Raw genomic sequence first — 22,681 nt, forward strand, 5'->3', positions numbered from 1 at the left:
TCCTTCTAAGAGCGCTATGGAAAAGACATACAACCCACAATCAATTGAACAAGCGCTATATCAGCGCTGGGAAGAGGCTGGCTACTTTAAGCCTCATGGTGATACATCTAAAGATGCTTACAGCATTATGATCCCGCCACCAAACGTCACAGGTAGCCTACACATGGGCCACGCGTTCCAAGATACCATTATGGATACCTTGATTCGTTGTGAGCGTATGAAAGGTAAAAACACCCTATGGCAGGTTGGTACTGACCACGCAGGTATTGCTACCCAAATGGTTGTGGAGCGTAAGATCGCTGCTGAAGAAGGCAAAACTAAACATGACTACGGTCGTGATGCTTTCATCGATAAGATCTGGGAATGGAAAAACGAATCTGGTGGCACGATCACCAAACAGCTTCGTCGTCTTGGCGCATCAGTAGACTGGGATCGTGAGCGCTTCACGATGGATGACGGTCTATCCAATGCAGTTCAAGAAGTTTTCGTTCGTCTATACCAAGAAGATCTTCTTTACCGCGGTAAGCGTCTAGTTAACTGGGATCCTAAGCTACACACAGCGATCTCAGATCTAGAAGTTGAAAACAAAGATAAAAAAGGCCACATGTGGCACTTCCGTTACCCTCTTGCTGATGGCGTACAAACAGCCGATGGTAAAGACTACATTGTGGTAGCAACAACGCGCCCAGAAACAATGCTGGGTGATACTGGTGTTGCTGTTAACCCTGAAGATCCACGTTACAAAGATCTGATCGGTAAAGAAATCATTCTACCTATCGTTGGCCGTCGCATTCCTATCGTAGGTGATGAGCACGCAGACATGGATAAAGGTACGGGTTGTGTGAAAATCACTCCTGCTCACGATTTCAATGACTACGAAGTAGGTAAGCGTCATAGCCTACCGATGATCAACATCCTAACCTTCAATGCTGATATTCGTGATGCTGCAGAAGTATTCACTACCAATGGCGAACCAAGTGAAGCATACAGCACCGAGCTACCAGCGAAATACCAAGGTATGGAGCGTTTTGCAGCCCGTAAAGCTATCGTTGCTGAATTTGACGAGCTAGGCTTACTAGAAGAAATTAAAGATCATGATCTAACCATTCCTTATGGTGATCGTGGTGGCGTGGTTATTGAACCAATGCTAACTGACCAATGGTACGTTCGTGCAGCGCCGCTAGCAAAACCTGCTGTTGAAGCGGTTGAGAACGGCGATATTCAGTTCGTTCCTAAGCAATACGAAAACATGTACTTCGCTTGGATGCGTGATATTCAAGACTGGTGTATTTCACGTCAACTTTGGTGGGGTCACCGTATTCCAGCTTGGTACGACAACGATGGTAATGTTTACGTTGGCCGTAACGAAGCAGAAGTACGCGAAAAGCATAACCTAGCACCTGTTGTAGTTCTAAACCAAGACAACGACGTACTTGATACATGGTTCTCTTCAGCACTATGGACATTTGGTACGCAAGGCTGGCCAGAAAACACCGCTGATCTTCAAACCTTCCACCCATCTGATGTGTTGGTAACCGGTTTTGATATCATCTTCTTCTGGGTTGCGCGTATGATCATGATGACCATGCACTTCTGTAAAGATGAAGACGGCAAAGCACAAGTACCGTTTAAAACTGTTTACGTAACCGGTCTTATCCGTGACGAAAACGGCGATAAAATGTCTAAGTCTAAGGGTAACGTAATCGACCCTATCGACATGATCGACGGTATTGATCTTGAGTCTCTAGTTGAGAAGCGTTGTGGCAACATGATGCAACCACAACTTGCAGCTAAGATTGAAAAAGCGACCCGTAAGACATTTGAGAACGGTATTGAACCTTACGGTACCGATGCGCTACGTTTCACTCTTGCTGCGATGGCCTCTACTGGTCGTGACATCAACTGGGATATGAAGCGTCTTGAAGGTTACCGTAACTTCTGTAACAAGCTATGGAACGCAAGTCGTTACGTACTAATGAATACAGAAGATCAAGATTGTGGTTTTGCAGCAGGTAGCGAGCTTGAATACTCACTGGCTGATAAGTGGATTGAATCACAATTCCAACTAGCGGCAAAAGAGTTCAATGCCCACATCGATAACTTCCGTCTAGATATGGCTGCGGGTGTACTTTATGAGTTCATCTGGAACCAATTCTGTGACTGGTACCTAGAGCTAACTAAACCTGTTCTATGGAAAGGCACTGAAGCACAACAACGTGCAACACGTCATACATTAATTACAGTATTAGAAAAGACATTACGTCTTGCGCACCCTGTATTACCTTACATTACTGAATCAATCTGGCAGAGCGTTAAGCCGCTAGTTGACGGTGTTGAAGGTGAAACTATTATGACTCAGGCATTGCCTCAGTTTGATGAAGCGCAATTTGATCAAGCAGCGATCACTGACATTGAGTTTGTTAAAGCGTTTATCACTAGTATTCGTAACCTACGTGCAGAATACGATATCGCACCAAGCAAGCCATTATCAGTCATGCTAAAAGTCGCTGACGCTGCTGATACTGCACGCGTTGAAGCAAACCTGACAGTACTGAAATCTCTAGCAAAACTAGAAGAAGTGAAAGTATTGGCTGACGGTGAAGCAACACCTGCTTGTGCAACAGCACTTGTGGGTAAATCTGAATTGATGATCCCAATGGCGGGTTTGATCGATAAAGATGCTGAACTGGCACGTTTAGACAAAGAAATCGCGAAAATGGAAGGCGAAATCAAACGCACTTCTGGCAAGCTAAGTAACGAAGGTTTCGTTGCTAAAGCACCTGAAATCGTGATCACTAAAGAGCGTGAAAAGCTAGCGGGTTATGAAGAGACATTGGTTAAACTGACAGAGCAGAAAGCAACGATTGCTGCGCTATAAGTATTAACTACGATCTAACAATAAAAACCGACGCTTTGGCGTCGGTTTTTTATTACTCTTTGCATTACCACTTTTAATCTCCTCATCTAAACATACCTACAAATAATAGCTTCTACCTATTAGTGAAATATAAAACACTAGATTTACCTCTTAATCTATTTTTGTAATACTCATTACATCAAATTAATGAGATTACCCTTATGAAGAAAACCCTCAGTTTTGCCATCATCCATTTTAGCGTTGCTTTTAGCTTGGCATTTCTATTAACGGGTAATCTTTTAATCGGTGGCTTGATTGCTTTAATCGAACCTATGGTTAATACCGCTGCTTTTTACTTCCATGAAAAAGTATGGCAAACCAAAAAGCTTGTTCAAACCCAATATTCTTCGCCAAGTAAAAAGACAATCAGTTTCGCTATATTGCATTTTAGTGTCGCTTTTACAGTGGTGTATTTATTAACGGGAAATATTCTTATTGGTAGCACCATGGCAATGATCGAGCCAACAATCAATACCTTGGCTTATTACTTTCATGAGCGAGTGTGGCAAAAGAAACAACACCATCAACATTCTCCTCAGCAACTAATGTCAATGATGGTTTGTCTACAGCATTAATCTCTAAGCCCGATCCTTATCATTGATGTCATTCTTAATCGCAACTATTATTTAGTCGCGATTAACAATAACAAGGATCAGTTATGTTTCCCCAACAATTGCGCCAACTCTCTCGACACCTGGTGCGTCAATTAGGCATGCTTAATAATCACTGTGGTACGATGCCATTGACTCCGGTTCAAGTACATACTCTGATTGAACTGGAGCAAGGCCCATACAGTGTCAGCCAGATGGCGCAATATTTAAATGTTGAAAAATCAAATGCCAGCCGTAACCTTGCGATATTACTCAATCAAGGCTTAGTCACGACTATTCATCATCCTACGGATCCTCGTGGTCAATTATCCCAATTAACACCTACCGGTCAGCAGTTATTACAGCAATTACACCACCAACTTGATAACAATAACCAATGTATTTTAGATCAACTTGACGAAGATGAAATTAATCACTTAAACAAAAGCTTATTACGCTATTCTCGAGCGATCACAGCCACTGAGCAGCAACAGGGATATACTATTCGCCCAATAACCGCATTAGATAACGCTGCAATGGCTGCCGTTATTCGTAATGTATCGGTTGAATATGGATTGACGGGAGATAAAGGCTACAGCGTAAACGATCCTATTTTGGATAATATGGCACACGTTTACCAACCCGATAACAGCAATTACTGGGTGATAGAAAAAGATCAGCGAATTTTAGGTGGCGGTGGAATTGCTGCGCTTACTGAACAAGAAGATTGGTGTGAATTACAAAAAATGTATTTTTTACCACAATTACGGGGCAAAGGTTTAGCTCGAAAAATAGCAGTACAAGCCTTAAAATTTGCGCGCCAACAAGGATATAAAGGCTGCTATTTAGAGACAACAGCTGTACTTAAAGAAGCAATCTATTTATACCAATCACTGGGGTTTATTGAGATTCCACACCCAATGGGTAATACCGGTCACGCTAGTTGTGAAATGAAAATGATCAAAACGTTCTAATCAATCATGCTAGCATAAAATAAAATGCCAATAAAAAACCCTACTTCGTTAGTCTCTGTAAAAGAAAAACAAGTAGGGTTTATTATCGTTTACTGATCGTTTAATAACTTTGCTTTAAGTGATAAACCCGCAGGCCCTGTACCACCTCATCATAACTAGCAGAGCCAATATATTTAATTTGGCGTTGGTGCTCAGGTACTAGGGTAAAACTTGAATCTTCAAATCTTCCCTCGCCCTCAAACTCCAAATGCACAAAGAAAGCTGGCTTACTGCTACTTAACATCACCACAATGTCATTATTGTGTTCAGCGACTTCAAAACGTAAATCAGGGCACGCTAACTCACAGTACTTAGGACGCGCTGGCAACCAGGTGTTTTCAATCAATTGCTGACCACTATGCAAATGGACATGGAAAAAACCATCTTGTTCATGACCGTCTAAATCTTCATTGAGCCACTCCCATACCACTTTGGTTGAGTCAGCTTCTAAATATTGAGAAATAGGTTCACGATAAAGGATTTCTCCTTCCCAACTTTGCCACACCACTTCGCCTTTTAGCTCGGTATTTTTACGGCCATCATTGACTAAATGTAACTTCAGCCCTTGTTGATCACGGGTAAACGTCGCCATTTGTGGGGCGAAAAAGCGTCGAGCATGGTAATGCAATTGCTTCCAACGACCACTGTACTCTAATGATGACCACGAGCTCACGGGCCAACAATCATTTAACTGCCAAAATAGCATGCCACGATTAATCGGTTTTTGTGTACGCCAATATTCAGCGGCTGTTTTGACCGCTAATGCTTGTTGTACTTGCGATAAATACAACATATTGACAAACCCATTTGGAAACCGGAAATAACGGGTAAACATCTCGGTAATGATCGAGTTACCATTACTATTTTTCTGATGGTTTTCAAAGCTTGGTGAGCTAATATTCCAATCTTGTTCCGGTAAACAACTTTTAATAGTTGGTAATGATGGCCAAGATTGAAAACCAAATTCAGAACAAAAACGTGGCGTCACCTGCAAGTAAGCATCAAATTCTTTGCCACTGTCCCATACATCCCAACAATGCATATCGCCCCGTTGCGGATCATGGTGCCAAGTGTCGATAATATCCAACTCGCCATTACACGGTGAGCTTGCCCAAAAACGTCGTGAGGGATCTTCACGCTCAACCACTTCAGCTAAAGTGCGGTTTAAGCGATCATAATTAATTAGATGTTTTTCGCGGTGCTGACGCGATTCAGGATCACGGTTTATTGCACCTAACACTTCATTATCACCACACCATAAAACTAAGCTCGAGTGATCTTTTAGACGCCGAACTTGAAATTCAACTTCCTGCTCAACTTCAGCAATAAAATCTGGTGTTGATGGATACAATGCATTGGCAAACATCAGATCTTGCCAAACAAGTAACCCTAATTCATCACACAGGTTATAAAAAATATCTTTTTCATACATACCACCGCCCCATACACGTAACATATTCATATTGGCGGCAGCAGCATCGGTAAGTAAACTGCGATAACGCTGTTCTGTCATACGCGCAGGCATGGCATCAAGTGGAATCCAATTCGCACCACGGGCTGAAATAGGCACATCATTGACCATCACCACCATGCTTTGACCATGCTCATCATCTTCAGTGATAAGTTCTAATTTACGCAGGCCAATTTGCTTGGTAATAGCAACCCCATCAGCTTCTAGGGCTAACTTATATAATTGCTGTTTACCGTATCCCGCAGGCCACCACTGACGAGGGTTATCAATACGGAAAATAACGCTAGCTTTGGTCGATTCACGATCAAGCGTAAGGTGGAATGTCTGACCATCAAAAGTTACCGCAGCGTTAGCGAGTCCTTTTTCAGACACAACCTCATAATGCAATGTAACCGCTAATTCACACCCTTGCTGATGCCATTTCTGTTTGGTGGCTAAATGACTAATACGGACATGCTCAATCGGTTGTAGAACAATGTCGCCATAAACCCCCAATACTGACAGACAAATACTCCAATCCCAACCACTATGAAATTGCGGTTTACGCAGCGTATTCATAAATGGAATTTGGTTATTACCTTCAGCCCAAGGCAACGGAAATGGTAATTTATCAGCACGATTTTTAGCAGCTAAATCAGCACGATGTAATACAATTTCAATTCGGTTGGCCCCAACTTGCAGACAGCTTAATACATCCACTTTATGGCGCATGAACATATTATTAAAATCAGCAACAGTGTGGCCATTAATACGAATTTCAGCAACCGTATCCAGCTGTTCCAATACCAAATCCATGGCATTACAGGTTAGCTGTTCGGCTGTTAATTCAAAGTGGCGGCTGACAATCCAGTCGCACTCACCAACCCACTGAACTTTTTTTTCATTGGTTGCCCAATAAGGATCAGGGATCTCTCCAGCTGCATATAATGCAGAGTGAACATCACCCGGCAAATTAATATGAAGGTCTTGAATTGCTGAACGTTGAACACACGCAAGCAACCACTGGCCATTAAGTGAGATTGTCATCAATCACTCCAATACTGAATTATTCAGTATGATTTAAATGTATGAGGATATTGGAAAGATTTACACGCGTTGTGATTACAGACAGTGATCACGAGTAAATTTCTATCATGTTATTGATATCAAAACTTGATATCACAGCCAAAAAGTAGAAAAAGCCAGCAAAATGCCGGCTTTTAAGAACAGAGTGATATTATGACGATTTATTCTTCGTCTTCATTCTCTTCTTCATCATCTTCGTCAGATTCGAAGTAAGTACCCCAACCGTCATAATCGATGTTGTGCTTTTCAGCCAGTTTAATTAGCTTTTCAGCTTGCTCATCAATTAATTCTGCGTTTAGAGCTGATTCCATTACGGCATCAAAACATACAACTTTGCCGCCGCCATCTTCAGGATCAAGCTCAAGCTCTTCTGCTTCTAAAACATTAAAACCAAGTTTAAATGCTTCAACTGCAGCCGCTTCTAGCTCTTCAAAGGTGTCTGCAGAGAAATGGTGCTCAATAGTGTAAAGCGCCTCTGGCTCACTGCCATCTTCAAGTAATGCGGCAATAATTTCGCGCGTTTCTTCTTTTTGCTCTGCAATCAATTCTGCGTAAGACATGGTATCACTCCACCTATGGAATAAATTTGCTGGCAAATATCGCATGGTTTGCACTCAATTACCATATGTTACGTATATACCAGACCTAAATTGATCTTAATCAACCGTTAATCAATTAAGGTTAAACCACCAAATACCCTTTGATATGCATAATATTCCATACTGATTTTATTGATTACACGACAATAGCCGCAACATAAGCCTTTATCCCATTTCGTATAATCATCATTCGCATAGCCACCCATTTTTTTTACTCAAATATCCCTCATCTAAAATTTATACTTTTGTGTATTAATTTTAATACAAAAAAACTGTGAACAATGGTTGAGTTAGTAACTATATTCCGCTTTAGAATCATAACGCACCCACAAAAAATGAGGCCGTTTATTAGCGACTTACACGATTAGCAACCCCCGTTTAACAAGTTACGTTTATTGTTTGTTCCCTTATTTATTCATAAGTGCTTCTTACCACTCATGCAGACAAACACACCTTATGGTTATCACTAACCAACGGTGCAGGAGATAACCATGACGACACACACCGAAATAAAACCACAAAAAAAAAGCTTCTTTGCTCAATTAAAATTCCCATCTGCTTACACCATTTTATTTACTCTAATTGCATTCGTAGCGGCCCTGACATGGGTGGTACCTGCTGGGCAATATGATCGTCAAATGAATGCTGAACTTGGAAAAGAAGTGCCTATTACAGGTACTTATAAAGCGGTAGAAAGTAACCCTCAGGGTGTTATTGATGTATTACTAGCCCCTATCGATGGGTTCTATAACCATCAATCTTATGAAGCCGCTGCTATTGATGTGTCATTGTTTATTTTAATTATTGGTGGCTTTTTAGGACTAGTCACTAAAACCGGTGCAATTGATGCCGGAATAGAACGTGTTACCGCCCGTTTACATGGCAAAGAAGAGTTAATGATCCCGATTTTAATGGGGCTGTTCGCCGCTGGCGGTACCATTTATGGCATGGCTGAGGAATCATTACCTTTTTATACCCTGCTTGTTCCGGTGATGATGGCGGCTCGGTTTGATCCTCTCGTTGCAGCTGCAACAGTATTATTAGGAGCAGGCATCGGTACGTTAGGGTCAACCATCAATCCTTTTGCAACAGTTATCGCTTCCAATGCCGCTGGAATCCCTTTTACTGACGGTATTATGTTACGGGTTATTATTCTCACTATCGGTTGGTTAATCTGTGTCGGTTATGTAATGCGCTACGCAAAAATGGTGCGCGAAGATCAAACTAAATCAATTGTGTATGACCAATATGAACAAAATAAAGCCCATTTTTTAAGTAATAAATCAGATCAAATGCTTGAGTTCACTACTACCCGTAAAGTTATTCTAGCTATTTTTGGTCTCTCTTTTGCGGTTATGATTTACGGGGTTGCCATCGCGGGTTGGTGGATGCCACAAATATCAGCTATGTTCCTCGGTGCCTCTATTTTGATTGGCTTGGTATCACGCATGAGCGAGGAAGATTTTTCTACCAGCTTTATTGATGGTGCGCGAGATCTACTTGGAGTGGCATTGATTATCGGTATTGCTCGCGGCATTGTGGTGATCATGGATCGCGGTATGATCACTGATACCATTTTAAACTCAGCCGAACATATCGTTACTGGGCTATCCGCGGTGGTGTTTATTAATGTAATGTATATTTTAGAAATATTACTGTCATTTTTAGTCCCTTCAACTTCAGGTTTAGCGGTCTTAACCATGCCTATCATGGCACCATTGGCTGATTTTTCAGGTGTAGGTCGCGATCTGGTTGTTACCGCTTATCAATCAGCTTCAGGAGTGGTTAACCTGGTGACACCAACCTCTGCTGTAGTCATGGGAGGACTGGCTATTGCACGTGTGCCTTATGTAAGATGGTTAAAATGGGTGGCACCATTATTAGGTATTATTATTGCGTTTACGATGGTGGTATTAAGTATTGGCGTAATATTAGTATAGTTTACTCATTTACCTACCATATTCCTCTCATTGATTAAAACCGCCTTCGGGCGGTTTTTTATTATACTGATAACTAGCTTATTATTACGCTTCATTTACGGCAAGAGTTAATTATTTATACCGTTAGCTTCACAGCCAATACATTCTCTCTTCTACTCCTCTATTTATTCATCTACTTCTTTATTTTTTATTTCTCCATTTCTCAATTTCTCAATTTCTCAATTTCTCAATTTCTCAATTTCGTTCAAACAACATATTTAAAATTAAAAAACAACATCAAAACATTAAACAAGATAATAAACAGCCATCACAAAAAACACACTAATATATTATTTAAAACATAAAACCAGATGTTATTTAATATATCTACGCATCTTAATTGAATAATATTAGCGACTATTAATACTTAATTTAACAAATAAAAGTGCATAAGATTTCATATGAAATAAAAAAAACCATTGTAAACAATCATATAAAAACAAAACTTTCTTTAAAAGAACAGCATAAATACATAATAAATCACTGAATAGATTTATTTTTGATGTTGTTTTTTTTGTAAATACCCATCAAACAGCAGCTAAGTTATTAATAATTAAAGTGTGATGGCGATCTTATATAAATAAAACCAACTACGTAGAATCAATAACATCAACAACACGGAATACTTCTTTAACGCTTCGTAACTTTAAACATAGCCAATCACTGACAGGCATAACTAGAGAGATACTATCATGAGTAACTTTTATGTGGGTTCTGAAATAGGTCAACTACGCCGCGTACTCATTCATCGTCCAGAGCGTGCTTTAAATAACCTTACACCTTCTAACTGCCAAGACTTATTATTTGATGATGTTTTATCTGTTGAAAAAGCAGGTAAAGAGCATGATGTATTTGCTAATACTTTACGCCAACAAGGTGTTGAAGTTTTATTATTACAAAATATGCTCAGCGAAACTCTAGCTATTCCTGAAGCTAAAGATTGGCTGTTATCAACTCAAATATCTAATTACCGTTTTGGTGATACTTTTGCTAATGATATTCGCTGTTTCTTAGCTGATTTACCTCATGCTGAATTAGCGTCAATTTTATTAGGCGGTTTAAGTTACGCTGAATTACCACTGCAATCATCCTCTATTATGCAAAAGATGCATTCGCCTTGTGATTTTATTATCAAGCCATTACCAAATCATCTTTTTACTCGTGATACCTCATGTTGGGTTTATGGCGGTGTGTCTATTAATCCAATGGCTAAAGAAGCACGTCAACGTGAAACGAATCATTTACGCGCTATTTACCGCTGGCATCCAACCTTTGCTGGTCAAGATTTCATTAAATACTTTGGCGATGACCAAAATGCTTATGACAAATCCACCATTGAAGGCGGTGATGTTTTAGTTATTGGTAAAGGTAGCGTCCTCATCGGTATGTCTGAGCGTACAACACCACAAGGGGTTGAAGCATTAGCTGCTAGCTTATTTAAACACGGCCAAGCCAAGCAAGTGATAGCAATGGAATTACCAAAACACCGTTCATGCATGCACCTCGATACTGTTATGACCCACATGCGCGAAGATACCTTCTCTGTCTACCCTGAAGTGATCCGTAAAGATGTTCAATGCTGGAGTCTAACTGGCGATGCTTATGGCAACGTAAAAGCCAAACAAGAAAGCTATTTTGTCCATGCTATCGAAAAAGCCTTAGGCGTTGATCAGCTTAATTTGATTACTACCGGTGGCGATAACTTTGAAGCAGAACGTGAGCAATGGAATGACGCTAACAATGTATTAACTGTTAGCCCTGGAGTGGTTATTGGTTATGAGCGTAACACTTACACCAATGAAAAATATGATAAAGCAGGCATCACCGTACTTCCAATCCCTGGTGATGAACTTGGTCGTGGCCGTGGTGGCGCACGCTGTATGAGCTGCCCAATTGAGCGTGATGGTATTTAACCCAATAACAAGGCTGGGGCGCCTATCGACCAGCCACCAATAAATGTGGAGATACATAACTATGACCAAGCAAACTGTTGTTGTTGCCCTTGGTGGTAACGCCTTATTACGTCGCGGTGAGCCTTTAGAAGCTAGCATTCAACGCCAAAATATTGCTACCGCAGCCAAAACTATCGCTGCCATTGCGCAGCAATATAATGTGGTTCTCGTGCATGGTAATGGTCCACAAGTGGGATTACTGGCTCTACAAGGATTGGAATATAAAAAAGTCATGCCTTACCCATTAGACGTATTGGGTTCAGAAACACAAGGCATGATTGGCTACATCTTAATGCAAGAACTAAAAAATTTACTGCCACAACAAGATGTGTCTTGCATGCTCACTCAAATGCTCGTTGATCCACAAGATCCAGCTTTTGCGGATCCAACTAAGCCTATTGGCCCAGTGTATCAAGAAGCTGAAGCGCGTGAGTTAGCCGAAAAGTTTCAATGGACAGTAAAAGCTGATGGCCAATATTTCCGCCGTGTGGTGCCAAGCCCACAACCGATTGGCATCGTTGAATGTGATGCGATCGAAACCCTAATAAAAAGAAACCATTTAGTGATTTGTACTGGTGGTGGCGGCATTCCGGTTAAACGTGAAAACAACAAACTGGTTGGTGTTGAAGCTGTGATTGATAAGGACATGTCAGCCGCTTATCTCGCCAAACAATTAAATGCTGATGCACTGCTTATTTTGACAGATGCCGACGCGGTTTATCTTGATTGGGGCAAAGCAACCCAAAAAGCCATAACTAGCACTACCCCACGAACACTATCGCAATACAGCTTTGATGCTGGCTCTATGGGTCCCAAGATCGAAGCTTCGTGTGAATTTATCAAACAAGGGGGAAAATTGGTCGGTATCGGTGCACTGCATGACGGCTTAGAGATCCTCAAAGGTCTCGCTGGAACAAATATTATTGCAGACAAGTAGAATAACCATTCACAAATGACAAGAAATAAGATAAACATAATATTAACATTGAACATTATCGAGTAACTTAATCATAACATACAAGATTCAGTCGAAGAGATACTGAACCTTAAGAGGGATACATCATGGCTTTTAATCTTCGTAATCGTAACTTCCTAAAATTACTTGATTTCACTCCTCGTGAGATTCAACATTTACTTGAGCTTTCGGCTGAATTAAAAAAAGCAAAATACAATGGTTATGAGCAACCACGCCTTAAAGGTAAAAACATTGCGTTGATCTTTGAAAAAACCTCAACCCGTACTCGGTGCGCATTTGAAGTTGCAGCTTTTGACCAAGGTGCTCAAGTTTCTTATTTAGGTCCTTCAGGCTCTCAAATTGGCCACAAAGAATCGATGAAAGACACCGCGCGCGTATTAGGCCGTATGTACGATGGCATTGAATATCGCGGCTTTGGACAAGCCATTGTTGAAGAACTCGGCGCATACGCTGGGGTGCCAGTATGGAATGGTTTAACCGATGAATTCCACCCAACGCAAATTTTAGCTGACTTTCTAACCATGCAAGAACACGGCCGTGGTAAAGCATTACATCAAATGTCATTTGCTTATCTTGGTGATGCGCGCAATAACATGGGTAACTCATTGATGGTTGGTGCTGCGAAAATGGGCATGGATATTCGTCTTGTAGCACCAAAAACATTTTGGCCTGATGCTGAACTTGTTGCTCAATGCCGTGCAATTGCAGCTGAAACTGGCGCTAAAATTACCATGACAGAAGATGTGCAAGAAGGCGTTCAGGGCTGTGACTTCCTTTATACTGATGTATGGGTTTCTATGGGTGAAGCCAAAGAAGCTTGGGCAGAGCGAATTAATTTAATGCTTCCATATCAAGTCAATATGGCAATGTTAAAAGCCACAGGTAACCCACATGTGAAATTTATGCACTGTTTACCCGCGTTCCACGGCGAAGATACTGCTGTCGGTAAAGAATTAGCCCAAGCCTATCCAGTATTATCAAAAGGGGTTGAAGTGACTGATGAAGTGATTGAATCATCACATTCAATTGTATTTGATGAAGCTGAAAACCGCATGCACACCATTAAAGCGGTAATGGTAGCGACACTAGGCAACTAAACACTCAAGCTTAAATGCTATCGCTATAATTACACTGCCGCTCACTTGAGCGGCAGTTGCATATTGTTTCAATCATATTTTTCAACATCACTAAAAACCTTTACTTTTCAATACAATGAATACAAACAAGCATAAAGCAATCCTGTTCATTATTGCATAAAAATCCACGACCTGAATAGTTAACGCAAACGCTTGCGCCATAAAAAATAGACGGTATAATCCTTCCAATTTGCCTAGCAAGAGATAAAAAAATGAACCCTGTCAGCAACTCAAACTTTATCCGCAGTAATCATCCTTTGATGATGGTTTGTTATTTTATTTTTACTATTTTTCAAAAAAAAGCCTCCTTTTAGTAGGGGGCTTTTTTTTGTCTCAAATTTAGCAACACCAAAAACTCAATTTAATCACACCATCATAGGGAAAGAATCCATGGCTAATTCGCTGTTTAAAAAGCATATTATTTCCATCCCCGAGCTTAATCGTGCTGAACTAGAGCTTATTATTGATACTGCTGCGAGACTAAAAGCGGAGCCAAACCCAACATTACTGCAAAATAAAGTCATTGCCAGTTGCTTCTTTGAACCCTCAACCCGTACCCGTCTTTCTTTTGAAACGGCTATCCAGCGTCTAGGCGGTACTGTTGTTGGGTTTGACTCTCCAGGAAATACCTCGCTCGCGAATAAAGGCGAGACATTATCAGATTCAGTACAGGTGATTACCTCTTATGTTGATGCATTTGTTATGCGTCATCCACAAGAAGGTGCTGCTCGCTTAGCCTCTGAATTTTCTAATGGTGTCCCGGTTATCAATGGTGGTGATGGTGCTAATCAGCATCCAACCCAAACATTATTGGATTTGTTTACGATCTATGAAACTCAAGGTCGATTAGATGGGATTAATATTGCCTTTGTCGGTGATTTAAAATATGGCCGTACTGTGCATTCACTTACGCAAGCACTGTCAAAGTTTAATGATGTTAAATTCTTCTTCATCGCTCCAGAAGTATTAGCAATGCCAGATTATATTTGCGAAGAATTAGATGACGCAGGTATTAGTTATAGCTTACACAATAACATGGAAGACGTGATCCCTGAGCTGGATATTCTTTACATGACTCGCGTACAAAAAGAGCGTTTTGATGAGTCTGAATATGTCCACATGAAAGCGGCCTACATCCTAACAGCCAACATGTTAGACAACGCTCGTGACAATTTAAAAGTATTACATCCGCTACCACGTGTTGATGAAATTACGGTTGATGTTGATAAGACTAAGCATGCTTATTTCTTCCAACAAGCAGAGAATGGCGTCTATGCACGTCAAGCATTACTCGCACTTGTACTTAATGAAACCCTATAAGAGGAATGACGATCATGGTTAAAGAAACCCAACTCAAAGTTGAAGCAATTAAAAACGGTACCGTTATCGATCATATTCCAGCAAATGTTGGCATTAAAATCCTTAAATTATTTAACATCGATGGCACTAATGAACGCGTTACTATTGGTCTTAATTTACCGTCATCAGCATTAGGTGCTAAAGATCTAATCAAGATTGAGAATGTGTTTGTTAGCGAAGATCAAGCCAACCAATTAGCACTTTATGCACCACAGGCCACGGTCAATCAAATTGAAAATTATGCGGTGGTAAAGAAACTTTCTTTATCATTACCTGAATTTATCAGTACTATTTTTAAATGCCCAAATAGCAACTGTATTTCACATGGTGAACCGGTTAATAGTGGCTTTAAAGTATTGACTAAAAAAGCGGATATTCAATTAAAGTGTAAGTACTGCGAAAAAGTATTCTCACGTCAAATCGTGACTGAATCTAATAGCTAAAACACGCTGCAACCTACCCAGTGAATAATGATGACAGCTAACTCAAGCTCGTTATTATTGGCTGGGTATTTTTTTGTTAAAGTAATCTATAACGCAAACCGGCATCACATTACTATCATCCACTACAATAATTACCAATAACCGTTGTTATTTGGTGATAATGGTCATATCTCCGCTACATTATAATTGCTACCATTAATATGCAACAAAACACACCTATCACACAGGTTACCGCCTCATAATAGCGACACCAATAATCTGTATTGTCTAATGTGTTATTGATCCATACATTGCCAAGGAGTGACCAAGCATGGATACCCAAGCCCCAGCAATCGATCATAATTATTGTAATGATAATATGACATCAGCATGTAAACGCTTATTACAACAGCAAAGTTTTACAACACAAGATGATATTCGATATCAGTTAATTCAATTAGGTTTTCACGATATCAGTCAATCAACGGTGTCACGACTATTATTAAGGCTTGGCGTTGCTAAGGTTCCTAATGCTGCAGGTAAAAAAATTTATTGTCTAACCGCCGAAAATGAACCAATCAAAATTAATGCTTCAATTGCGTCACAAATTGAATTTGTTAGTCATAATCAATTAGTCATAATAATAAAAACTCACCCAGGAGGTGCACAATTGGTGGCACGATTAATTGATATGCAACCTCACGTTGATATATTAGGCACCATTGGTGGTAATGATACCGTTATGGTTGCACCCAAAGACATTACACGCATAAACCAATGCCTGCAGGTTGTAAAACAATGCTTAGGATTACAATAGCCACTGATAACGATCATAATTAGTTGAATATAGGTTTATTGCCCCCATATTAATCAATGGTTAAAGGCAATTATTGCGCCTTTTAATGATCATAAATAGGATAACTCATGACAAAGATTCTTCATACAGAGCATGCACCTGCAGCGATCGGTCCTTATGTACAAGGTGTTGATCTTGGTAGCATGGTAATGACATCTGGTCAGATTCCAGTAAACCCACTAACGGGTGAGGTTGCAGAAGATATTGCAGCTCAAACACGTCAATCATTAGATAACGTTAAAGCGGTTGTAGAAGCATCAGGCTTAAGTGTTGCTGATATCGTTAAGATGACGGTATTTGTTAAAGATCTGAATGATTTTGGTGCGGTAAATGAAGTATATGGTGCGTTCTTTGATGAACATAATGCGCCTTACCCTGCTCGTTCTTGTGTTGAAGTTGCGCGTCTACCTAAAGATGTGAAAATTGAAATTGAAGCGATTGCAGTGCGCAAATAATCCAGAAATAGCGATCACGAGACTGAAATCGGTGATCGCTGTTTGCTACGTACGACAACTAGCGATATGTTTGCTCAGCAAAATCTAATACTTGTGCAAACCATGCTGTAAACAACTGCGGTGCCTGTTGCAATTGCAGTTCTAATTCAGCCATCGACCACCAACGATATGCCATCACTTCAGCTGGATTAGGTGTAAACACCAATCCCTCACCATTAGCAATAAGCACATGATCTAATTCATGTTCGATCAACTGATGATCTAAATTAGCGAAATAACAGAAATCACCGATATCCGTTAAGCTAGTTGTCAAAGTAATGCCCATTTCTTCTTGTAAGCGACGTACACCAGCTTGACTCATCGTTTCCCCCTGACGAGGATGAGAACAACAAGTATTGGTCCACAAACCACCACTATGGTATTTCTCTAATGCGCGTTGGTGTAATAAATATTCACGCCCAGAAGCCGTATCACGATAAAGTAATACAGAAAAAGCCAAATGCAGTGCACCATCACGGTGAGCTTGCATTTTTTCTTGTAAGCCAAGTTCATGGCCTTGCTCATCTACTAACACTACATATTCTTCAGTCATGATTATCTTCTATTTCTATCACTAAATACTGTTTATCGTTATTCACTAACAATAAAACAAAACAAGGACATGTTCATAAAACATGTCCTTGTTAATAACACTTATACTATCTGTTTTAGTTATATTTATTAAGCATTAAATAGCCACAATTAATGTTTATTGCGCTCCAAAACCTCTTGATCTAGTTCTTCTAACTTAGCGGCCATTATTTTACGGCTTTGGGTTAATAATTTACGCACATCTTCTTTTTCTAAACCCACGGTGCTAATCGGCTTCATTAGCTCAACAATCACCACACCGTTATTCCAACGGTTGAGTCTTACTTTATCGGTTGAACTACACACAATCGGTACAATCGGTACTTGGGCGCCAATTGCAGCATGAAATGCACCGGTTTTAAACGGCAATAAACCACGGCCTCGTGAGCGAGTACCTTCAGGAAACATCCATACTGACACTTTATTTTTTTTGATTTTTTCAACTACTTGACCAATAGTACCTACCGCTTTACTGCGATTAGCACGATCGATAAGAATATTACCTGTGATCCAGTACAGCTGTCCAAACAATGGGATCCAGACTAAACTTTTTTTACCAACAGTCACGGTACGTTGCATAATTGCACCAGAAACAGTAAATAAATCATAAGTATTTTGGTGGTTAGCAATATAAACTGCAGAGCCTACTTGCTCAGCACCGTCAGCGTAGCGAATTTCAAGTTTAATCCCTAGCACACGTGACATCTTGCTAAACAGACGTCCAAAAGTATAAACATGTTTAGGATTGCGTGGACTTAATAAACAATAACCACAGCCAAAGACAAAGGTTACGATGGCAAAAATTGCGATCGCAATCAGGCGTAAAATATAAATCATTCAAACATTCCTCAGCGAACAAGTGTGCGCTAGTATACCCACAGCAAGGAAAATTACACCTCTTATATGGGTTAACTGTTAACCAACAGCAACACAACTTACGCAAATAAATCATTTAAAACCCCCAATAAATGAGGGTTCTGTTGTCTATATAGCGAGTATTAATTCTCGATAACTTGCTCATCACTGAGTGTTTGCGGTGAGTCAATATCAATCTCAGTCACACGCTGTAATCCACGTGGTAACATCGATCCTCGGCGACCTCGCTCACCACGGAAGTTCTCAAGATCCGTTGGTTTTAAGCTTAACTTACGTTTACCTGCATACAAGGTAACATGGCTATCGGCAGTTAGAACGACCAAATAAGATAAGAACTCTTCGCGAGCTTTTGAGCGTGCCGATGGAATATTGATGATCTTATTGCCCTTTCCTTTACCTAATTGTGGTAAGTCTTTAATCGGGAATAACAACATTCGACCTTCATTGGTGATCGCCATAATTTGATCATTATTAAGATCAGCAACCGGTTGAGGCGGTAAAACCAATGCATTTTCAGGTACTGTTAATAAGGCTTTACCACTCTTATTTTTAGATACCATATCACTGCTCTTACAGATAAAGCCATAACCCGCATCCGATGCCATAAGCCATAACTGATCATCTTCAGCCATCATAACTTGGCGCATATTGGTGCCAGGAGTTAAGTTTAAACGACCAGTGATCGGTTCGCCTTGGCTACGTGCAGATGGCAGACTATGTGATTCAAGCGCATAGCTACGTCCATCAGAACCTAAGAATATGGCTGGTTGATTACTCTTACCACGAGCATGAGCAAGGTAATTATCACCTGACTTATAGTTTAGCGTCACAGGATCAACTTCGTGCCCTTTAGCATGACGGATCCAACCTTTGTCTGACAGTACCACGGTGATTGCTTCACTTGGCAGTAAGTCACGTTCTGTCATCGCTTTAGCTTCTGCTCGCTCAACCAATGGTGAACGACGATCATCGCCGTACTTTTCAGCATCTGCGATAATTTCTTTTTTGATCAAGGTATTTAAACGACGCTCAGAACCTAGCAGCTTTTCAAGTTGATCGCGCTCTTTAGCTAATTCATCTAATTCACCACGGATCTTAATTTCTTCAAGCTTGGCTAACTGACGCAGTTTTATTTCTAAAATCGCATCGGCTTGAGTCACGGTTAAATCAAAACGTGACATTAACTCTGCTTTAGGATCATCTTCACTACGAATGATCTCAATCACTTCATCAATATTAAGGTAAGCTGCCAATAAACCTTCTAAAATATGTAAGCGAGCGATCACTTTATCAAGACGGTATTGCAAACGGCGACGTACGGTACTACGACGATACTCAAGCCACTCTTTAATGATTGTCACCAAGCCTTTTACTTGTGGACGACCATCTAACCCGAGCATATTAATGTTAGCGCGAAAACTTTTTTCTAAATCTGTTGAGGCAAACAAGTGATTCATCAACTGATCGCAATCAATACGATTAGTGCGTGGCACAATCACTATTCGAGTTGGATTTTCATGATCTGATTCATCACGCAAGTCTTCCACCATTGGTAGCTTTTTAGCGCGCATTTGCGCGGCAATTTGCTCCAATAATTTAGCACCTGATGTCTGATGTGGTAGCGCGGTAATAACAATATCACCATTCTCTTTATGCCAAATCGCGCGCATTTTTACGCTACCACGGCCAGTAGCATACATCTTCTTTAAATCTGATTTTGAAGTGATGATCTCAGCTTCAGTTGGGTAATCGGGACCTTGAACAAATTCCATCAATTGATCAAGATCGGCACTTGGATTCTCGATCATGTGCACAGCAGCATTAGCGACTTCACGCACATTATGTGGTGGAATATCAGTTGCCATACCGACCGCGATACCTGTAATACCATTCAGTAAAATATGCGGCAGCCGTGCAGGTAACATTTTAGGCTCAAGCATAGTGCCGTCAAAGTTTGGAACCCAATCGGCAGTGCCTTGATTTATCTCTGAGAGTAATACTTCGGAAAAACGTGATAAACGTGATTCGGTATAACGCATTGCAGCAAAAGATTTCGGATCATCTGGCGCACCCCAGTTACCTTGACCGTCGACTAATGGATAACGGTAGGAGAAAGGTTGTGCCATTAGCACCATCGCTTCATAACACGCCGAGTCACCGTGTGGATGGAATTTACCTAATACGTCACCAACTGTACGTGCCGATTTTTTATATTTTGCCGTCGCGTTCAAACCTAATTCAGACATCGCATAAATAATACGACGTTGTACTGGTTTTAAGCCGTCACCAATAAAAGGCAAGGCACGATCCATGATCACATACATGGAGTAATTTAAATAAGCGTCTTCAGTAAACTTTCTAAGTGGAAGCTGTTCAACGCCATCCATAGAGACATCAGTCATCGTGAGATAATCCGTCTTAAATAATGCGATTCGGCAAACATAATGTTTGCCGATTTAAAAAATAATATACGTGGAGGGGAATTACACTTCCGCCATATCACCTTTACTTTGCAGCCAATGACGACGATCTTCTGCGCGTTTTTTACCAAGCAGCATATCCATCATCTCATTGGTTTCACTATCATCATCAATAGTCAGTTGCACCAAACGACGAGTATTAGGATCCATCGTAGTTTCACGTAATTGCAATGGGTTCATTTCACCCAGACCTTTAAAGCGCTGCACGTTAACCTTGCCTCGTTTACCGCTTAGGCGTTCTAGGATGGCATTTTTTTCCGCTTCATCCAGTGCATAAAATACCTCTTTACCTAAATCGATACGGTAAAGTGGTGGCATTGCAATAAACACATGCCCAGCACGGACTAGAGCTTCAAAGTGCTTCATAAATAAGGCGCACAATAAGGTCGCAATGTGCAAACCATCGGAGTCCGCATCGGCAAGAACACAGATTTTACCGTAACGAAGGCCACTTAAATCACCGCTGTCTGGATCAATACCCAATGCAATGGAAATATTATGAACTTCTTCTGATGCCAACACTTGGTCAGAGGAAACCTCCCAAGTATTCAAAATCTTACCGCGTAACGGCATGATAGCTTGGAACATTCGATCACGGGCTTGTTTAGCAGAGCCACCTGCCGAGTCACCTTCGACTAAAAACAATTCAGTGCGGTTTAAGTCTTGTTGCGAACAATCAGCTAATTTGCCCGGCAAAGCAGGTCCTGACGCTATTTTCTTACGTACAACTTTCTTGCTAGCACGCATACGACGATGGGCATTAGCAATACAAACTTCAGCCAATAACTCTGCCAGTTGTGGACGCTCATTAAGCCATAAGCTAAAGGCATCTTTGACGACGCCAGCAACAAATGCTGCACATTGACGTGACGATAAACGCTCTTTAGTTTGACCTGCAAATTGTGGATCTTGCATTTTTACCGATAACACGTAAGCACAGCGATCCCAAATATCATCAGCCGTTAGTTTTACGCCTCGTGGTAATAAATTGCGGAACTCACAGAACTCACGCATCGCATCAAGTAAGCCTTGGCGTAAACCATTAACGTGAGTACCACCCTGAGCGGTAGGAATCAGGTTAACGTAACTTTCAGTGATCAGTTCACCGCCTTCTGGCAACCATAGCAACGCCCAATCGGCAGCTTCAGTTGCACCACTAAAGACACCAGTAAATGGCTCTTCTGGCAATAATGTATAACCTTTAACACCTTCGGCTAAATAATCTTTTAAACCATCTTCATAGCACCAACGTATTGTTTCATTATTGATTTTATTAGTAAAAATGATTTCTAAGCCTGGACACAATACGGCTTTGGCTTTTAAATTGCTTTTAAGGCGTGTAACAGAAAACTTAGCGCTATCAAAGTATTTAGGGTTCGGCCAAAAATGAACTTTGGTGCCTTTGGCACGACGACCACAAGTACCAATGACTTCTAATTCAGAGACTTTATCGCCATTTTCAAATGCAATTTGATACACTTGACCATCACGTTTAACCGTGACTTCAACCCGATTAGAAAGGGCGTTTACAACCGAAATACCTACTCCGTGTAAACCACCTGAAAATTGATAGTTTTTACCCGAGAATTTACCTCCGGCATGTAATTTACATAGAATAAGCTCAACCCCAGAAACACCTTCTTCTGGATGAATATCGACTGGCATACCACGACCATCATCAATCACTTCTAATGATTGATCGGCATGAAGAATGACTTCGACTTTACGAGCATGTCCAGCCAAGGCTTCATCGACACTGTTATCGATAACTTCTTGACCTAGGTGGTTAGGTCTTACCGTATCGGTATACATACCCGGACGGCGGCGTACTGGCTCAAGGCCATTTAGAACCTCAATGGCTCCGGCGTTATAGCTTTGATCTGTCATATCACGGAAATTTACGAG

At 40.8% G+C, this 22,681-nt stretch carries 17 protein-coding genes; 11 read left to right on the forward strand and 6 right to left on the reverse strand.

Going from position 1 to position 22,681, the window contains the following annotated elements; translation table 11 throughout:
• Window positions 1-16: 16 nt before the first annotated feature.
• The 3 genes from PAND9192_RS16490 to PAND9192_RS16500 all read left to right on the forward strand — a co-directional run bounded on the left by PAND9192_RS16490 (window position 17) and on the right by PAND9192_RS16500 (window position 4,481).
• Entirely contained in the window at window positions 17-2,878 is a 2,862-nt protein-coding gene (locus PAND9192_RS16490; protein ID WP_060998554.1) for a valine--tRNA ligase, read from the forward strand.
• A 200-nt stretch (window positions 2,879-3,078) separates the two neighbouring features.
• The gene (locus tag PAND9192_RS16495) at window positions 3,079-3,492 is read left to right on the forward strand and encodes a DUF2061 domain-containing protein (RefSeq protein WP_087854617.1); all 414 of its coding nucleotides are present in this window, start codon (window positions 3,079-3,081) and stop codon (window positions 3,490-3,492) included.
• A gap of 83 nt (window positions 3,493-3,575) precedes the next feature.
• A complete protein-coding gene (locus PAND9192_RS16500; protein WP_087854618.1) occupies window positions 3,576-4,481 on the forward strand; it encodes a bifunctional helix-turn-helix transcriptional regulator/GNAT family N-acetyltransferase in 906 nt (301 codons plus the stop codon).
• Between the two features lie 100 nt (window positions 4,482-4,581).
• Here PAND9192_RS16500 and PAND9192_RS16505 read toward each other — a convergent pair whose 3' ends face one another.
• Together PAND9192_RS16505 and rraB are read right to left on the reverse strand one after the other, a co-directional pair.
• Window positions 4,582-7,017, reverse strand: a complete 2,436-nt coding sequence (locus tag PAND9192_RS16505; RefSeq protein ID WP_087854619.1) for a beta-mannosidase — start codon at window positions 7,015-7,017, stop codon at window positions 4,582-4,584.
• Window positions 7,018-7,217: 200 nt separating this feature from the next.
• The gene (rraB, locus tag PAND9192_RS16510) at window positions 7,218-7,616 is read right to left on the reverse strand and encodes a ribonuclease E inhibitor RraB (RefSeq protein ID WP_060998551.1); all 399 of its coding nucleotides are present in this window, start codon (window positions 7,614-7,616) and stop codon (window positions 7,218-7,220) included.
• A 530-nt stretch (window positions 7,617-8,146) separates the two neighbouring features.
• Here rraB and PAND9192_RS16515 point away from each other — a divergent pair.
• From PAND9192_RS16515 to PAND9192_RS16550, 8 genes are all read left to right on the forward strand, one after another.
• Window positions 8,147-9,595, forward strand: coding sequence for a YfcC family protein (locus PAND9192_RS16515; protein WP_087854620.1), 1,449 nt, complete (start codon window positions 8,147-8,149; stop codon window positions 9,593-9,595).
• A gap of 731 nt (window positions 9,596-10,326) precedes the next feature.
• The gene (gene arcA / locus PAND9192_RS16520; protein WP_087854621.1) at window positions 10,327-11,547 is read left to right on the forward strand and encodes an arginine deiminase; all 1,221 of its coding nucleotides are present in this window, start codon (window positions 10,327-10,329) and stop codon (window positions 11,545-11,547) included.
• Between the two features lie 61 nt (window positions 11,548-11,608).
• On the forward strand, window positions 11,609-12,523 hold the full coding sequence (gene arcC, locus PAND9192_RS16525) for a carbamate kinase (protein WP_087854622.1): 915 nt from the start codon (window positions 11,609-11,611) through the stop codon (window positions 12,521-12,523).
• 125 nt (window positions 12,524-12,648) lie between these two features.
• On the forward strand, window positions 12,649-13,659 hold the full coding sequence (locus PAND9192_RS16530) for an ornithine carbamoyltransferase (RefSeq protein ID WP_087845988.1): 1,011 nt from the start codon (window positions 12,649-12,651) through the stop codon (window positions 13,657-13,659).
• Between the two features lie 429 nt (window positions 13,660-14,088).
• Complete coding sequence (gene pyrB, locus PAND9192_RS16535; protein WP_087854623.1) at window positions 14,089-15,018, forward strand: aspartate carbamoyltransferase; 930 nt, start codon at window positions 14,089-14,091, stop codon at window positions 15,016-15,018.
• 14 nt (window positions 15,019-15,032) lie between these two features.
• Entirely contained in the window at window positions 15,033-15,500 is a 468-nt protein-coding gene (gene pyrI, locus PAND9192_RS16540; RefSeq protein WP_087854624.1) for an aspartate carbamoyltransferase regulatory subunit, read from the forward strand.
• Between the two features lie 310 nt (window positions 15,501-15,810).
• Window positions 15,811-16,296, forward strand: a complete 486-nt coding sequence (locus tag PAND9192_RS16545) for an arginine repressor (protein ID WP_087854625.1) — start codon at window positions 15,811-15,813, stop codon at window positions 16,294-16,296.
• A 107-nt stretch (window positions 16,297-16,403) separates the two neighbouring features.
• Window positions 16,404-16,790, forward strand: a complete 387-nt coding sequence (locus tag PAND9192_RS16550; protein ID WP_087854626.1) for a Rid family detoxifying hydrolase — start codon at window positions 16,404-16,406, stop codon at window positions 16,788-16,790.
• Window positions 16,791-16,848: 58 nt separating this feature from the next.
• On the opposite strand, the gene idi is transcribed toward PAND9192_RS16550, so the two are convergent.
• From idi to parE, 4 genes are all read right to left on the reverse strand, one after another.
• Window positions 16,849-17,382: an isopentenyl-diphosphate Delta-isomerase gene (idi, locus tag PAND9192_RS16555; RefSeq protein ID WP_087854627.1), complete on the reverse strand. Its 534-nt coding sequence runs from the start codon at window positions 17,380-17,382 to the stop codon at window positions 16,849-16,851.
• Between the two features lie 149 nt (window positions 17,383-17,531).
• Window positions 17,532-18,257, reverse strand: coding sequence for a 1-acylglycerol-3-phosphate O-acyltransferase (locus PAND9192_RS16560; protein ID WP_087854628.1), 726 nt, complete (start codon window positions 18,255-18,257; stop codon window positions 17,532-17,534).
• A gap of 161 nt (window positions 18,258-18,418) precedes the next feature.
• Window positions 18,419-20,698, reverse strand: a complete 2,280-nt coding sequence (gene parC, locus PAND9192_RS16565; protein ID WP_087854629.1) for a DNA topoisomerase IV subunit A — start codon at window positions 20,696-20,698, stop codon at window positions 18,419-18,421.
• An 81-nt stretch (window positions 20,699-20,779) separates the two neighbouring features.
• Window positions 20,780-22,663, reverse strand: coding sequence for a DNA topoisomerase IV subunit B (gene parE / locus PAND9192_RS16570; RefSeq protein WP_087854630.1), 1,884 nt, complete (start codon window positions 22,661-22,663; stop codon window positions 20,780-20,782).
• Between the last annotated feature and the right edge of the window lie 18 nt (window positions 22,664-22,681).

The sequence above is a fragment of the Photobacterium andalusiense genome (assembly GCF_900185625.1).
Lineage (GTDB): Bacteria > Pseudomonadota > Gammaproteobacteria > Enterobacterales > Vibrionaceae > Photobacterium > Photobacterium aquimaris.